12 protein-coding genes are annotated in these 15,109 nt (G+C 50.5%); 9 read left to right on the top strand and 3 right to left on the bottom strand.

The features are described 5' to 3' along the window. Positions 1-19: 19 nt before the first annotated feature. A complete protein-coding gene (locus MKY85_RS27420; RefSeq protein ID WP_339238278.1) occupies positions 20-628 on the top strand; it encodes a LysE/ArgO family amino acid transporter in 609 nt (202 codons plus the stop codon). Between the two features lie 209 nt (positions 629-837). Here MKY85_RS27420 and MKY85_RS27415 read toward each other — a convergent pair whose 3' ends face one another. From MKY85_RS27415 to MKY85_RS27405, 3 genes are all read right to left on the bottom strand, one after another. Beyond that, positions 838-1,674: a methyl-accepting chemotaxis protein gene (locus tag MKY85_RS27415; RefSeq protein WP_301290204.1), complete on the bottom strand. Its 837-nt coding sequence runs from the start codon at positions 1,672-1,674 to the stop codon at positions 838-840. A gap of 213 nt (positions 1,675-1,887) precedes the next feature. Beyond that, positions 1,888-2,889, bottom strand: coding sequence for a GTP 3',8-cyclase MoaA (gene moaA / locus MKY85_RS27410; RefSeq protein WP_339238273.1), 1,002 nt, complete (start codon positions 2,887-2,889; stop codon positions 1,888-1,890). Between the two features lie 119 nt (positions 2,890-3,008). Next, positions 3,009-5,234: a methyl-accepting chemotaxis protein gene (locus tag MKY85_RS27405; protein WP_342571236.1), complete on the bottom strand. Its 2,226-nt coding sequence runs from the start codon at positions 5,232-5,234 to the stop codon at positions 3,009-3,011. A gap of 519 nt (positions 5,235-5,753) precedes the next feature. Here MKY85_RS27405 and MKY85_RS27400 point away from each other — a divergent pair. The 8 genes from MKY85_RS27400 (at position 5,754) to MKY85_RS27365 (ending at position 14,679) form a co-directional block, all read left to right on the top strand. After that, positions 5,754-6,578 carry an ABC transporter ATP-binding protein gene (locus MKY85_RS27400; RefSeq protein ID WP_339238269.1) on the top strand — a complete coding sequence of 275 codons (825 nt, stop codon included), beginning with the start codon at positions 5,754-5,756 and terminating at the stop codon, positions 6,576-6,578. After that, positions 6,559-7,371 (top strand): ABC transporter permease subunit, encoded by an 813-nt coding sequence (locus MKY85_RS27395; RefSeq protein WP_342571235.1) that lies wholly within the window; start codon positions 6,559-6,561, stop codon positions 7,369-7,371. The genes MKY85_RS27400 and MKY85_RS27395 overlap by 20 nt, the downstream gene beginning before the upstream one ends. Beyond that, complete coding sequence (locus MKY85_RS27390) at positions 7,368-8,306, top strand: ABC transporter permease (RefSeq protein WP_342571234.1); 939 nt, start codon at positions 7,368-7,370, stop codon at positions 8,304-8,306. Before MKY85_RS27395 ends, MKY85_RS27390 begins: the two co-directional genes overlap by 4 nt. Positions 8,307-8,443: 137 nt before the next feature. Next, the gene (locus MKY85_RS27385) at positions 8,444-9,508 is read left to right on the top strand and encodes an ABC transporter substrate-binding protein (RefSeq protein WP_342571233.1); all 1,065 of its coding nucleotides are present in this window, start codon (positions 8,444-8,446) and stop codon (positions 9,506-9,508) included. Positions 9,509-9,529: 21 nt separating this feature from the next. Then, complete coding sequence (locus MKY85_RS27380; RefSeq protein ID WP_342571232.1) at positions 9,530-10,903, top strand: aspartate aminotransferase family protein; 1,374 nt, start codon at positions 9,530-9,532, stop codon at positions 10,901-10,903. Positions 10,904-11,018: 115 nt separating this feature from the next. Beyond that, the gene (locus MKY85_RS27375) at positions 11,019-12,308 is read left to right on the top strand and encodes a M20 family metallo-hydrolase (protein WP_342571231.1); all 1,290 of its coding nucleotides are present in this window, start codon (positions 11,019-11,021) and stop codon (positions 12,306-12,308) included. 4 nt (positions 12,309-12,312) lie between these two features. Beyond that, on the top strand, positions 12,313-13,194 hold the full coding sequence (locus MKY85_RS27370; RefSeq protein WP_342571230.1) for a nitrilase-related carbon-nitrogen hydrolase: 882 nt from the start codon (positions 12,313-12,315) through the stop codon (positions 13,192-13,194). Positions 13,195-13,311: 117 nt separating this feature from the next. Then, positions 13,312-14,679 carry an NAD(P)-dependent oxidoreductase gene (locus MKY85_RS27365; RefSeq protein WP_342573489.1) on the top strand — a complete coding sequence of 456 codons (1,368 nt, stop codon included), beginning with the start codon at positions 13,312-13,314 and terminating at the stop codon, positions 14,677-14,679. Positions 14,680-15,109 lie beyond the last annotated feature (430 nt).

Below are 15,109 nucleotides of genomic sequence, written 5' to 3'. Positions count from 1 at the left end.
GAGATAAGGGGGAAGAACGATGGAGGTTGTTATTCACGCAGTGATTCTGGCGTTTGGGCTGATTTTGCCACTGGGTGTGCAGAATGTATTTATTTTTAACCAGGGCATGAGCCAGAGACGTTATATACATGCGCTGCCTGCTGTAATAACCGCAGGTGTCAGTGATACGTTGTTGATCGGGGCAGCCGTTGGAGGAGTATCGCTTATTCTGCTGCAATGGCCAGTGCTGGCGAATGTGTTATATGCAGCAGGAAGTTTGTTTTTGCTGTATATGGCATGGAGTATCTGGAGGTCGTCCGAATCTGAGCAAGGTTCGCAGACGGTAATGTCAGCGGGACGACAGATTGCGTTCGCTACATCCGTATCTCTACTCAATCCCCATGCGCTACTGGATACGGTTGCCGTGATTGGCACCAGTTCACTTCAGTATGTGGGCGTGGAGCGTATGTATTTTGCCCTGACAGCCGCAGTTGTATCTTGGATATGGTTTCTGGGACTTGCAGGTGCGGGTAGGGTGATTGGGAGAACGGATCGAACTGGACGCATCAGTCTAGTGTTTAATCGATTGTCCGCTGTGGTCATGGTCGGGCTGGCCGTTATGATGCTGTGGAAACTCATCTATGCATAGAAGGACGTGATGTGGCTTATTTTGTTTGGAATTAGAAAACTCCCCGTGACGTTAATCACATGGGGAGTTTTATGTAGGTGCTGAATTTGGTTATCAATAGATGCCTGCTGACCTGGTTATTGATATGAAACATGTAGTGCTTGATAACGCTTCGGTGTTGCGTCTTTTATATATGGTTAATCATTTAAGTAAGGGTCATCGTTTCGAATTTATTCTGCCTTCAGCAGCATGGATTCAATAAACACTTTCAGGTCACGGCTTACGCTATTCAACTGATCAATGACCTCGCTGAACTCGGTTACCATCACAGCCTGTTGGTTGCTAGACTGTGAGATGGAAGTGATCTCCTGTTCCATCTGCTGGATGGAATGCTGGACATCCTTCAAGGAACGTTCGATATTTACCGTGGCTTCTTTGGTACCTGTAGAAAGTTTGCGCACTTCAGATGCAACGACGCTGAATCCGGCACCGGCTTCGCCAGCCCGGGCTGCTTCGATAGCCGCGTTCAGACCGAGTAGATTGGTCTGTTCTGAGATTTCACGGATGAATGCGGCGACTTTGTTAACCTCGCCTGAGTTCTGCACTGCCATACGCGTATTGTCCAAAATCTGTGTAGATGAGGCTGTCAATTGTTCGGATTGAGCGGCTACCGTCTGTACCATATCCGTCAATCTGCCGCTGATCCCGCCGATTAATTCAGTGAAATACTCCAGTTTCTCCTCATTCTGAAGAGAGAAACCAATGGCAAGTGTGCCCACAATATTTCCTTGCTCATCCCGAAGTGGGGTGGCCGCCGAATTGATTGATGTGCCATAGAATTTTGCATCAATTCGGTTTGCTGAAGTCTCTCCGTGTATAAGTGCCCGGCGGAGTGTAGGGTCATCGAGGGAAACGGGATCTCCGGCCTTGATCCCCAGATCGAGCTCGTTGCTGGGAACATAATACCAGAACTTCTCCGTATCGGTTACTGCAATCATGATATCGTGTTCTTTGAGCATAATTTTAAAATACGGACTCGCTGCAACGAGTGCTTCAACAATGTTCAATAAGGTTCAGCTCCTATAGTGTATGTGTGCATATCATCTAGATGTATTGTATATACATCGTCAGAATTAGCGGAATCTTGAAGACCCAACAAGGGCAATAACATATATTAATTAAAATTTTAATAAATGAAACAGGAGAATGGATTATTTTCAGAAATTTATGAAAACATGACAAAAAAGCAGGCGAGAACAATCAAGTTCTCGTCTGCTTTATTATCCGCCAATCTGGGACATGCGCCGTACAGTCGGCGTATGAGATTGCATTTTTTGTTCCAAAGCCAGAGCCATTTCATGATTCTTCGGTTTCGTACCCAGCGCTTTGAGGAAGAGTGCCGCCATGGCATCCGGATCATCCACGAAACGGCGAACATTATACTCATCCGACCAGTACAGACAGGCTTTGATATGTCCGTCAGCGGTCAACCGAAGTCGGTTGCAATTATCACAGAAGTGATCGCTCACGGGATGAATCAATCCGAATGTGCCTTCGGAGCCCACAATTTTCATATTGCGTGATGGGCCATTGCCCGCAGGGCCTGTTGTATTTTCTACCGTCCAGCCTGCTTCAGCGCATACATCTGTCACGGCTTCCAGCGGCAAATAAGATTTGCGCCATGAATCCGAAGCGTGTCCAATCGGCATATATTCAATAAAACGCACATGAAGAGGTTGATCCATCGTCATTGCAATGAAATCCTTGATCTCATCATCGTTGATACCCTTCATGAGCACGACATTCAGCTTAATCGGAGCAAGGCCAGCGGCTGTTGCAGCTTCAATGCCTTTCAGTACCTTGTTCACATCCCCGCCCCGGGTAATCATGGAGAAACGATCAGCGCGTAGGGAATCCAGACTGATGTTAATCCGGTTCAATCCAGCGTCCTTCAATGCTTGAGCTTGCTTATCCAGTAGGAGAGCGTTGGTCGTTAGTGCAATATCGTCAATACCTTCAATCGCTGAGATCATGCCGACGAGCTTATGCAGATCCTTGCGCACCAATGGTTCGCCCCCGGTGAGCCGAACTTTACGCATGCCCATCGGAGCGAGCACCTTCAGTACCTGTGCGATCTCTTCGTAGCTCATAATCTCATCATGTGGAGCAAACTCCATGCCCTCTGCAGGCATGCAATACACACAGCGTAAATTACAGCGGTCCGTAACAGAAATACGGATGTAGTCATGTATTCGGCCAAATGAATCCTGAAGCAATTCCATGCAGACCACCCTTTCATCGGTTCAGATTGGAAATCTTCTATTATAAATGATACGACAATTTCAAAAGGAACAGTTGCATCAAATTTTAGCTATTTCTCCAATCCGCGTCAACGATAACGTCAGATGACAGCATTTTTGGCGGGGTGGTTCAGGTGGAATTGTCCCACGAGTTGTTGCAGAAAGACTGTAATGGCTTCCACATTATGCGAAGAATGCTGAACCTGTAACATATCACGAATCAGCTCCATCATCTCGGCTTCTACCTCAGCGGAAGTCGCCCGATTTTGATGGCTGATTGCAGCGATATTTTCCATCAGCATGACCACTTGATCTACGACTTGTGTGCGCTCAGGTTCTTCAGCGGTAGCATTTTTCAGAAGTTGCGAAGCGGCCTGAACCAGTGTCGTTCCTTCAGCAAGTACCTGATCACCCTCTGTGATTAATTGGGAAGCAGCTCCTGCTGCTGTTGAGATTCGGTCCAGAATCTGATGAATATTTTCAGTAGAAGAACGGGATAAATCAGCCAGCTTACGAATTTCCCCTGCCACGACCGAGAAGCCCTGGCCATGTTCGCCCACGCGTGCAGCTTCAATGGTAGCATTCAGAGCCAGCAGATTGGTCTGAGCTGAAATTTCGTCAATGACAGCCAGTGCGCGGTAAATCTCTTTCATCGTATCCATAAAGGACAGGATCGTACGGTTGGTATCGGATACCGCTCCCGAGATTTGGGTCATTTTATCGCCGATTCGTTCCACTTCCTGCTGGGCCACGCCGATCTGTTCGGTTGCAGAGGTCTCCAGTTGTTGCAGCGTTATGCGCATGTGATCGGCAGCAATTCTGGCCTGATCCAGATCTTCCAGTTGGGTGCGAATGGCCTGAATCATCGAACCAAGCTTGTGGTTCACTCGTTCAGTCGTGCCCTGGGTTGTCTCTGTTGAAGTTCGCATCTGAACCTGATTGTCCATAACGTCTACGGTGGCAAGTTGTACCTTCAGCATAATGCCTTCCAGAGAGTCAATCATGTTGTTGATCCATTTCGCCAGTTCACCCGATTCGTCTTGGGCAAAAGAAGACGTGTCCAGACGCTGGGTCAGATCCCCCCTGCCTTCTGCATTAATTCGAATAAAACGGCTGATGCGCCGCAAGTCTTCATGAACCCGCCGATATTGGCTACGATGCAGCTGCAATGCAGTGAAGAATCCGAATAACACGTTAAATGCTGCTATTGCTGCAGCGCTCCATCCACTTCCGGTGAAGGCATAGACAAGGGCAGCTCCTGCAACGCCTGACAAAAGCGTGAAGAGACTATGCTGCTTGAACTGGCGCCAGCCGATATTTCGTATCCGATACACTTCCTCTAAATCCCCTTCACACATCATGCCCCAGCGATCAGGACAGTGTGGCAGCTGGAAGGTGATGCCTTTGCCGATTACAGAAATATGTCGGTAATCCGAGTAGCCGGGAAAGGCTACGAACAGATTGGAACCATTCTGAATGGTGTTTGCTACTCCGGGGTGCAGTTCTCCGGTCGATGGATCGGTGAACATCAGTTCCAGCTCGGTATGCTCTTTAACGGAAACGATGCCCCATTCGGTGGTGACGCCATCTTTGAGGTTTTCCCCATGCGTAAAGGTACGGTCTTCGAAGCGGCTTCGGGATAAGGCAGTGCCGGGTTGCAGATGAGGCCGTAATATCGACTCGGCCATAAAGAGGTAATTGTCACCGGAATCAGGATAGATATGACCGGACTCTCGTTGAATCAGGTCACCCAGTACATCCCCGGGGACACGGCTGCATAACGAACCGACATAGCGACCTTCCTGCAGAATTGGGGAGATAAACAGCAAGGTGACATCATCGTGAAAAGCGGACGAGCGTGGACCAATATCCAGCGTCAGGGGATCAGAGTAAGGACCAAACAAGCATTTTTTTTCCTGCTGACCTGCTCTGGAGTACTTCAATCCTGGTCCTATCAAAGCTTCGTGATCCTCATAGATCTGTCCAATATGTTTCTTATATGTAGAGAATACCACCTGATTCTGTTCGTTCAGCATGAATAGCTCCGTACTATCAACAGCTCGAATATAACTGGCTTGAAACCATGCATCTAGTTTGCTTCCTTGCGGTGTACCTTGTAATACATCCTGTAATTGAAGCGACTGTATCTGTTGAAGCAAACGGTCCATGTGGTTCCACTGTTCATCTGCCCAGTCCATCATAATCTGCCGTCTCGTTTCGGCAATTCCCTCAAAAATCTGTTCCACATCTTCCTTCATATGTGCGTTCAACCGATACGATCGCCACAGCGGCAATCCTTTTCTCCATCCCAGCCAATCAAACATCATGACCACCCCGATTTCTGGATTTGAAAGCTTCGTTCTACTGATCTTTGGATAGACCTACATATGTGGTTTTCAAAGTGATATATGACAAAGGAAGCCAGCCTGCGTGGTGATTGATCCGGAATAGTGATACCGCCTTCATCATTCAGGAGCCGTGACACGTGGAGGTGCAGCCCTTGTACGTCTATTCAATCTTTATACAAGAAAATGGACAAGAATACGAGGGCATATGTCATATTTTCCGAATATTTATTCAATAAATACAAATGATCGTGCGTTTGTTGTTAAGTGAAATGTATGTTAGCTAAATACGAGGAAAACTCACATGGATATATCTGAGAATACATCTCATTTTACATTGTGTAACATGAACAGGCCCATACTCAAAACACTCTGTATAATGTAATCCCCGCCCAAAGCGATATAGTATTATCTAACAAGAAAACCTGTTACGTTCGTGTATATAAACCTCCCATTCAGCCTTGTGTGCCATGAAAATAACTTCCACAAAGGAGAATGCCCATGTCCTCCGCACCCTCAGCTACAGTCCCTGAAGCCTGCCATATTGATGTAGATCATGTGTCCGTTGTCTTTGGCACAGGTACACAACAAGTCACTGCTTTGTCGGATGTTACATTCCAGATCGAGTCCAATGAGTTTGTCTCTCTGCTGGGCCCTTCCGGCTGTGGCAAGTCGACCTTGCTCCGGTTAGTGGGTGATCTGCTTCAGCCCACCTCAGGCACCGTTCGAATTGCCGGTCAGGAGCCAGAGCGGGCTCGACTACAGCGACAGTTCGGTATTGTCTTCCAGACACCCGCCTTGTTCGATTGGCGCACCGTTCGTCACAATGTGGAATTGCCACTGGAGCTGCTCGGTACCCGCCGGAAGGAGTGCCGCCGCATTAGCAGTGAACTGCTTGAAATGGTAGGACTAACCCGCTTCGCCGACCATTATCCGTGGCAGCTCAGTGGAGGCATGCAGCAACGTGTATCCATTGCACGTGCCCTTGCGCTTGATCCGCCACTGCTGCTCATGGATGAACCCTTCTCCGCATTGGACGAATTCACCAAAGAAAAGCTTCAATTGGAGCTGCTTGAGATCAAGCGCTCAACGGGCAAGACCTTCCTCTTTGTCACACACAGTATCCCCGAAGCGGTATTTCTGTCCGACCGGATCATCGTACTCTCGGCGCATCCGGGGCAAGTACATTCCATTCATTCCGTCGACCTGCCTTCTGAACGCCATAGTGAACTGAGAGAAACGGATGCTTTCTACCACATGATCACAACCATTCGCAATTGCTTCTACGAGGAGCGTGATGAATCTCATGTCCCTGCGGTTCTTTAAACCGGGATATCGATCCTGGGTCGTCATCTGGATTATGGCCGTATTGGTGCTGTGGGAGGGAATCGCCTGGATGCTCCAACTATTCCTGTCACCCCAGCAGGCGGCGTCTCGCCTTCCTTATCTGCATGATGTGCTTGCAGCCTTGTTTCGTTACTCGGGTACGCTAGCAGAGCAGGGGGCGGTCACGTTTGGCAATGCGGCCATTGGTTTTGCAGGGGGAACGCTGCTGGGCCTGGGTCTGGCTCTGCTCATGAGCGGAGCTGTATGGCTGGAGCGCACGTTATCGCCATATATAGTCTCCTCACAGATGGTTCCGGTTATTGGTCTCGCACCAATTGTGTACGGCATCATTCACAACGCGGAATGGGCCCGAATGGTTATGGCGGCGTACGTAACTTTCTTCCCGATCATCATCCATACGTTGAAAGGATTAAAAAGTGCAGCGCCAGAGCATCTGGAACTGATGCGTTCCTGTGGAGCTTCATTGACTGCACGATATATCAAATGTCTGTTGCCCTCAGCACTGCCGGGATTATTTTCAGGTATGAAAATAGCTGCTCCGCTAGCGGTGACCTCCTCTATCGTTGTGGAATTGATGGGTGCCCCTGACGGACTCGGTGTCCTGATGGTTAGTTCGTTATATTACGGCCATGCCCAAGTGGGCATGTTCTGGGCCACCATCATGCTTAGCATTGGCATTGGGTTAATCTCGTATCTGGTCATCAGTCTGGCCGAACGTTGGCTAACCCCCTGGCAGCCTGAATTCAGGGCCAAAGGAGGCGATGCCACATGAGTGAAGGTAGGGTAATGCAGCGGAAACGTGATGAAGGTGTGGCAATTGCTGCTGTAACGGGAACTGCTACGCCCCTCCCTGGTTCACAGATGACATCTGCTCCCGGATCGGAAATCCATGGACAACCGGGACAAGCCGAAAAGGCCAGATTGGGCACCGGCGTTCGCAGGCGATCGATTGCACTGAGCATGCTTCCTTGGGGTGCGGGTGTATTGTTTCTCTCCCTCTGGCAGCTCAGGTTGTTTCATTGGATATTCTCGCTGGAAAGTTACCAATTGCCTGTGCCTTCCGCGATTGCGGCATCGATACAGGAGAATGCCAATATGCTCTTTCGATATGCGATGTACAGCGGAACCGAAATGCTGGGGGGATTCCTGCTCGGTTCCCTGTTGGGCGCTCTGTCAGCAGCGGGTGCATCGTTCTTTCCCACAAGCGGCAGGGCGGCGGTTACGGTTCTGTCGGCACTGAACGCTGTTCCGATCGTGGCTCTTGCCCCGATTATGAACAATTGGTTCGGTGACGGGATCTGGTCGCGTATTGCAGTCATCACCGTCATTACGATGGCGGCTATGGCGGTCAGCTTGTTTAAGGGGCTGACCTCCATTCAGCCGCAGTACAGTGATCTGCTGAGTGGCCTCGCCGCAAGCAGGATGCAGTTTTTTTGGAAGCTGAGACTGCCTCATGCTATACCTTCCCTCTTTGCAGGTCTGAAGATCAACATGTCGACCAGTATTATCGGGGCCATTGTGGGTGAGTTTTTCATCGCCTCCCAGGGGCTGGGGTACTTACTCTCCGATCAGATTCGATTGGCGAACATGCCCTTGGCCTGGTCCTGCATTGTCATCGCCGCCGCGCTCGGTATTGTGTTGTATGAAGCGGTTGTCCTGGCAGAAAAGCGACTCATTCCGTGGAATCGTGCACGCACAGATCACTAACGTACATCAGGGTATCAACCATAGATCGTAATACGTGATTGAGGTTGTTCAATAAGTCCACGGTACTGAAAACCAGACTTTTTTGAACACGGACTGATGATTGATAAATCGTATATAAACAGGGGGTTGTTCTGTCCATGTACAAAACGTTGAAGCCGGGTTTGCTGGTATTGGTCCTGTTGGTTGTTACGATGCTGAGTGCATGTTCTACGAAGTCCGAGCCGGCCGCTGAACCTGTTGCTGCAAGTTTAGGAGGGGCGGGCGAAGCAGATCAACCCTTAACCAAAGTGAAAATTCAACTGAAATGGGTGCCTCAGGCGCAATTTGCCGGGATCTATGCAGCGAAGGAAAAAGGTTTTTTTGCAGATGAAGGCATTGATGCCGAGATTATTCCGGGTGGCCCGGATATCGTGATTGAGCAGCAGGTGGTCAATGGCGCCGCCGATGTAGGGATCACCGGAGTGGACAGTCTGCTGGTCAGCCGGGATAACGGTCTACCACTCGTCTCACTCGCCCAGATCTCACAGAAGAGCAGTTATCGCTTGATCGCCAAGAAGTCGCTAGGTATTACCGATCCCGCTCAGATGAAAGGCAAGAAGGTCAGTACCTGGTTCGGCAGTCAGCAGTTTCAGGTGCTCGCATTCATGGAGAAGAATGGCCTGGACCCGAAGAAAGACATTGAACTGGTGAAGCAGGGCTTCACGATGGATCAGTTTTTTAATGACCAGGTAGATGTGGCGACAGCAACGATCTATAACGAATACCACGTGGTGTTGGAAAGTGGAACAAAAGAATCCGATCTGGATGTGTTCAACATTGAAGATGCCGGTGTTGGCATGCTGGAGGATACGCTGATTGCCAAGAAAGATTGGGTAGACAGCAACCGTGAGCTTGCGGTCAAAGTGACCCGTGCCATTCTGAAGGGCTGGAATTACGCCATCGACAATCAGAATGAGACAGTGGATATTGTGATGAGTAATGTGACGGAGGGCAGTACCACTCGTGAGCATCAGGTCACGATGCTGGAAGAGATTGCAAAGCTGATTCGGCCGGAAGGATTTACGGAGCAGCAAGTCGGCAGTTTTGTAGACGAATCATTTACCCGAACTGCGGATATTGCGCTGAATTATGGCCTGATCAAAAAAGCCGCCAACCTGGATGAAGCGCTGGAGAAAAGCATCTATGAAGAAGCGGTGAAATAAACGTGTGGAGGAGGATGACGAATGAGTTCTGTGGATCAGCAACCTCAGCCGCTTGGCGGTACGAAGGAAGAATGGCTGGAGAAGGATCGTAAATACGTATGGCATCACATCTCACCTCATAACGATCATCCGATGATTGCGGTAAGTGGGGAGGGCAGCTGGATCACCGATCAGGATGGTACACGTTATCTGGATGCGATGTCTGGACTATGGTGTGTGAATGTAGGGCATGGCCGTGAGGAAATTGCGAGAAGTGCCTACGAACAGATGAAATCCCTCGCTTATGTACCGATGACGCAGAGTCACGAACCGGCGATTTTGCTGGCAGAGAAGCTGAATGATTGGTTGGAGGGGGAGTATCGAATCTTCTTCTCCAACTCGGGTTCAGATGCGAATGAGGTGGCTTTCAAAATAGCCCGTCAGTATCACCATCAGAATGGTGAGCCTACTCGGCACAAATTCATCTCCCGTCACCGTGCCTATCACGGTAACTCCATGGGGGCACTGGGCGCCACCGGGCAAGCCGCCCGCAAGATCAAATATGAACCGCTCGGCGTAGGTTTCTCTCATGTTCCACCACCGTATTGTTACCGCTGCCCGTTTGGGCGAAACAAGGATGGATGCGGACTCGAGTGTGCAACCATCTATGAAGAGGTGATTCGTTGGGAAGGTCCTGAAACGGTTGCCGCAGTGATTATGGAGCCGGTGATCACTGGGGGTGGCATGATTGTTCCTCCGCCGGATTATATGCGCACCGTGCAAGAGATCTGTCAGCGCTACGGCGTGCTGCTCATTGTCGATGAGGTCATCTGTGGTTTTGGCCGCTCGGGGCAGAAGTTTGGTCATCAGAACTATGGTATTCAGCCAGATATGGTGACGATGGCAAAAGGCATGACCAGTGCCTATTCACCGCTATCCGCAACGGCGGTGCGAGCCGATCTGTATGACACGTTCCGGGAACCCGGAACAGATGCGCATTTTCGTCATGTGAATACATTTGGTGGGAATCCGGTGTCCTGTCGGGTAGCGTTGGCGAATCTGGAAATTCTGGAACGAGAGAATCTGGTCAGCCGTGCGGAGGAACTGGGATACCTGCTTCGTGAGAAGCTGGAACCATTGCTGGAGCTGTCCATTGTGGGGGATATCCGTTCATTCGGATTCGCCTGTGGGGTGGAATTGATTGAAGCAGACGGGTCTCCTGCGGAAGCGGATAAAGTAATGAAGGTGCTCGCCAGTTGTAAGCGGGATGGCATTCTGATCGGCAAGAACGGAGATACCGTGCCAGGGTTTGCGAATATTTTGACGATCTCCCCGCCGTTTGTCACCACGGAGGAAGAACTGGACCTAATCGCAGGAAGTTTGCTCGCTGCGTTGCGAAGTCTGGATGCGAGTTAGTAACTGGATATGGATGAGAACACACATGTAAGACAAGTACGACAGAAGTGTTGGCAAGCAAAATAAAGTGTTTCAACACATGATGTGATAACAATGCACAAGGAGGTGAGGGACGATGCAGACCACAACAGGCAAACTCATCAATCAGCTTCGGCTGAATGAGCGAATTGAGCAGTTGTCACAGATTGGCCGAATCGCAGAGACGGGCGTCTGTCGACTTGCCCTGACCCCGGAGGATATGGACGGCATCATACAGGTTCGCCTATGGATGGAAAAGGCGGGTTTGACGACGCGACTTGACCCTTTCGGCAATCTGATTGGTCGTCTGGAAGGTGCGGATCAGGCGCTGCCGATCCTCATGATTGGTTCCCACATCGACTCTCAGCCATACGGCGGTCGATATGATGGAGCGATTGGTGTGCTCGGTGCACTCGAAGCCGTGCAATGCCTGATCGAAAATGGCATTCAGCCCCGTATGCCGATTGAGGTGATTGCCTTTTGCGATGAAGAAGGTTCCCGTTTTAACAAAGGCCTGTTCGGCTCGCGTGGTATAACCGGTCAGTTGGAAGAAGGCGAACTGGAGCGGCAGGATAAAAACGGTGTGACCCGCCAGGAGGCGCTGGAAGCCTTCGGCTGTTCTCCTTCGGATTTTGAAGAAGCGATCTATCCGCCAGATTCCATAGGCAGTTATCTGGAGCTGCACATTGAGCAGGGGCCAGTGCTGGAATCGCTGAATGCTCCGATAGGTCTGGTGACCGGCATCTCGGGTCCGCTGTGGCTTACGGTTACGATGAAAGGTATGGCGGGTCATGCCGGCTCCGTTCCGATGGGCATGCGGCATGATGCTCTGGCAGGCAGCGCCAGAGTTATTTCCGCTTTTGACGATATGGTGAGAGAAGACCCAGAAGCTCCAACTGTAGGTACGGTAGGAAGTCTGAGAGTGTTTCCGGATTCGCGTAATATCATCCCGGAGGAAGTCAGCTTCACTGTTGATTTACGAGACATGGAGATGGAACGCAGGAACCGGCTGGAAGCCCGATTGATGAACATTTTGGATGACGTGAGTTCCCGATATGGTCTAACGTATTCGCTGACCGAGGATACGAACAGTGAGCCAAGGTATTGTGCAGAGTCAATCCAATCGGTGATTCGTTCATCTGCGGAAGAGGTCGGGGTTACTTTGCCAGAACTGATGAGTGGTCCGTTCCATGATGCGTTGGCCCTTTCGCGTGTGTGTGATTATGGCATGATCTTTGTCCGTAGCAAGGACGGCATCAGTCATCATCCCAGCGAATATTCCTCTCCGGAGGATATTGGACTCGGCACGGAAGTGCTGTATCGAACCATTCGAAGGATGTGCGGTGGAGTGAACCAACCAACCATTTTACCTGAGGAGGCGTTGTGACGATATGGGAAAAATCAGCATCGGATTAATCCAGGCATCACATGAGATTGAAGGTTCGGCTCCCATTGAAGTTCACAAAGAGGCTGCGGTTCAGAAGCACATCACGTTGGTCCGTGAAGCTGCTGCAAGAGGGGCCAAGATCATTGGATTGCAGGAAGTATTTTATGGACCGTACTTTTGTACAGAGCAGAATCCAAAATGGTATGCATCCGCTGAACCCGTGCCGGAAGGGCCCACGACCAAGCTGTTTCAGGAGTTGGCGAAGGAGCTTGCGGTGGTGATTATTTTGCCGGTGTACGAGGTGGAGGGCATTGCTTCGTATTACAATACGGCAGCCGTTATTGATGCAGATGGTACGTATCTGGGCAAATACCGCAAACATCATATCCCGCATGTGGAAGCAGGTGAGGGTACGAATGGGTTCTGGGAAAAGTATTATTTCAAACCAGGCAACCTCGGGTTTCCGGTATTTGATACGGCCTACGCCAGAGTGGGTGTGTACATCTGTTATGATCGTCATTTTCCGGAAGGGGCACGATTGCTCGGGCTGGCAGGTGCAGAGATTGTGTTTAATCCATCTGCTACGGTTGCAGGTACATCGGAATATCTGTGGAAACTGGAACAACCCGCTCACGCGGTAGCTAATGGTTATTATGTGGCAGCCATCAACCGGGTCGGCGTGGAAGCGCCGTGGAATATGGGTGAATTTTATGGGCAGTCGTACTTGGTCGATCCACGAGGCAGAGTGGTTGCCATCGGCAGCAGGGATCAGGATGAGGTCGTCATTGGCGAGATGGATACGGAGATGATTCGTGAGGTACGTAATGTATGGCAGTTCTACCGTGATCGCAGGCCGGAAACGTACGAACATCTGGTTAGTCTGTAGGAAGCGGCAACACGTGATCGGTAAGTGATTCTGTCAGCGGGGTGGAACGTATAATGCACGCAAGTTTGTTTGAGTTTGAGATAGCGTAGATCATTCTCCAGGAGGTGCACGACATTGATGAACAGCTCAGGAACAACGTTATCCGATTATGGGTGGGAGAGTCGTTTTGCCGAGATGAAACCCGCCATGACAGGTAAGGAAGCGATGGAGGAATCGAACCGCTGTCTGTACTGTTACGATGCACCTTGTATCAAGGCCTGTCCAACCGACATTAATATCCCTTCTTTTATTAGCAAAATATCAACAGGGCACCTGAAAGGATCGGCCCGCACCATCATGGATGCGAATCCGGTGGGAGCTAGCTGCGCACGCGTGTGCCCCACAGAAGAGTTGTGTGAAGGCGCATGTGTGCTGAACGAATCGTCGAAGCCGATTCGTATTGGTGACTTGCAGCGTTACGCCACCGACTGGGCACGGGCGAAGAATGAGCCGTTATTCCAGGCAGCACCTCCCAATGGGAGAAATGTTGCTGTTGTAGGAGCCGGGCCTGCAGGATTATCTGCGGCACGTGAACTGGGGCGTGCAGGGTATGAGGTGACGATCTATGAAGCCAAACCCAAAGGCGGTGGGCTAAACACGTACGGCATCGTATCCTTCCGTCTGCCCGAATCGGTTGCGTTATGGGAAGTGGAGCAGGTGGAAGCGCTGGGTGTGCAAATCCGTTACGGGGTGCGCATTGGTGTAGATATTCCTGCTACGCAGTTGCTGGAGCAGCATGAAGCGGTCATTCTGGCTTGCGGCATGGGATCGGTGCCCATGCTGGGCATTGAAGGAGAGACACTGGAAGGTGTCTATGATGCGATTGAACTGGTGGAGTCTACGAAGCAGGGTGTTCCGCCGGCACTGAATGGTCTGAAGGTCGCCGTGATTGGCGCGGGCAATACGGCGGTAGATGCAGCGACCTGTTCGGTGCGTCTGGGTGCCGAGCGGGTGCAGATGTTATATCGGCGCGGGGAAAGCCAGATGACGGCGTATGCGTTTGAATATACGTTTGCCAAGCAGGAGGGTGTGGAGTTCCGCTGGTTTACGATGCCGCAGCGTATTATCGGAGACGAGAACGGTCGGGTTCAGGCTGTAGAATGTGTGAAAATGGAACTGATTACTCCGCCTGGAGGTGGGCGTGCATTGCCTGTGCCCGTGGAGAGATCGGAGTTCATGATTGAATGTGATACGGTCATTCGGGCGATTGGACAGCATCGTTTATTACCATTAATCGAAGCGTTTGGACTGCGTCATCACTGGGGCGTTGTCGAGATTGAGCCGCACACGTACCGTACCTCGCATCCTCAGATCTATGCGGCAGGAGATGTTATTTTTGGTCAGGGCCAGGGTGAGGCGATGGTTGTCTCGGCTGCCCAGCAGGGTAAGTTGGCCGCCGCCGCAGTCATGAAGGCATTGCCTGGGCAGGTGGAAGAGACGGCGTAAGTGGTGAGGAAGAAAAGGGAAATAAAGAGCACGGAAAGTGTCAATGAAAGGGTGAGAGGAAAGAGTACGGGTGGGAGGACGCTAGGGATGGCTAGAGAGATGAGGTGTAGATCTGAGCAAGATGTCTGGTATGCATCGAACCTCGCATTCTCGCATCCCTGACGCGCTAACGAACCCTGCACACCTTATAGTGGCAATTATGGAGGCTTGAAAAATCTAACGAATCTCACACGTCTTATTTTGACAGACACCTGTTGAAATAAAGCCTAAATGAGCGATTACAGCCCAATAAGCTTTCTACGATTCGTTAGATTTTGAAAGTGCCGCAAATGAGTCGAATAAGAGGTGTACGGTTCGTTAGATTACAGGTGCTATCCAGCAACACCGATACTACGCAGAGATCCTGAGCACGACCAAATATCCAATACAA

It is taken from the genome of Paenibacillus sp. FSL R5-0749, from assembly GCF_038595085.1.
In the GTDB taxonomy this organism is placed as follows: Bacteria; Bacillota; Bacilli; order Paenibacillales; family Paenibacillaceae; genus Paenibacillus.
This window is presented reverse-complemented; position numbering and strand designations above follow the sequence as displayed.

Coding starts and splice junctions, on each gene's coding strand:
- moaA (WP_339238273.1), bottom strand. CDS start 2,889: ATGGAATTGCTTCAGGATTCATTTGGCCGAATACATGACTACATCCGT.
- MKY85_RS27375 (WP_342571231.1), top strand. CDS start 11,019: ATGCAGACCACAACAGGCAAACTCATCAATCAGCTTCGGCTGAATGAG.
- MKY85_RS27385 (WP_342571233.1), top strand. CDS start 8,444: ATGTACAAAACGTTGAAGCCGGGTTTGCTGGTATTGGTCCTGTTGGTT.
- MKY85_RS27420 (WP_339238278.1), top strand. CDS start 20: ATGGAGGTTGTTATTCACGCAGTGATTCTGGCGTTTGGGCTGATTTTG.
- MKY85_RS27405 (WP_342571236.1), bottom strand. CDS start 5,234: ATGATGTTTGATTGGCTGGGATGGAGAAAAGGATTGCCGCTGTGGCGA.
- MKY85_RS27395 (WP_342571235.1), top strand. CDS start 6,559: ATGTCCCTGCGGTTCTTTAAACCGGGATATCGATCCTGGGTCGTCATC.
- MKY85_RS27390 (WP_342571234.1), top strand. CDS start 7,368: ATGAGTGAAGGTAGGGTAATGCAGCGGAAACGTGATGAAGGTGTGGCA.
- MKY85_RS27380 (WP_342571232.1), top strand. CDS start 9,530: ATGAGTTCTGTGGATCAGCAACCTCAGCCGCTTGGCGGTACGAAGGAA.
- MKY85_RS27370 (WP_342571230.1), top strand. CDS start 12,313: ATGGGAAAAATCAGCATCGGATTAATCCAGGCATCACATGAGATTGAA.
- MKY85_RS27400 (WP_339238269.1), top strand. CDS start 5,754: ATGTCCTCCGCACCCTCAGCTACAGTCCCTGAAGCCTGCCATATTGAT.
- MKY85_RS27365 (WP_342573489.1), top strand. CDS start 13,312: ATGAACAGCTCAGGAACAACGTTATCCGATTATGGGTGGGAGAGTCGT.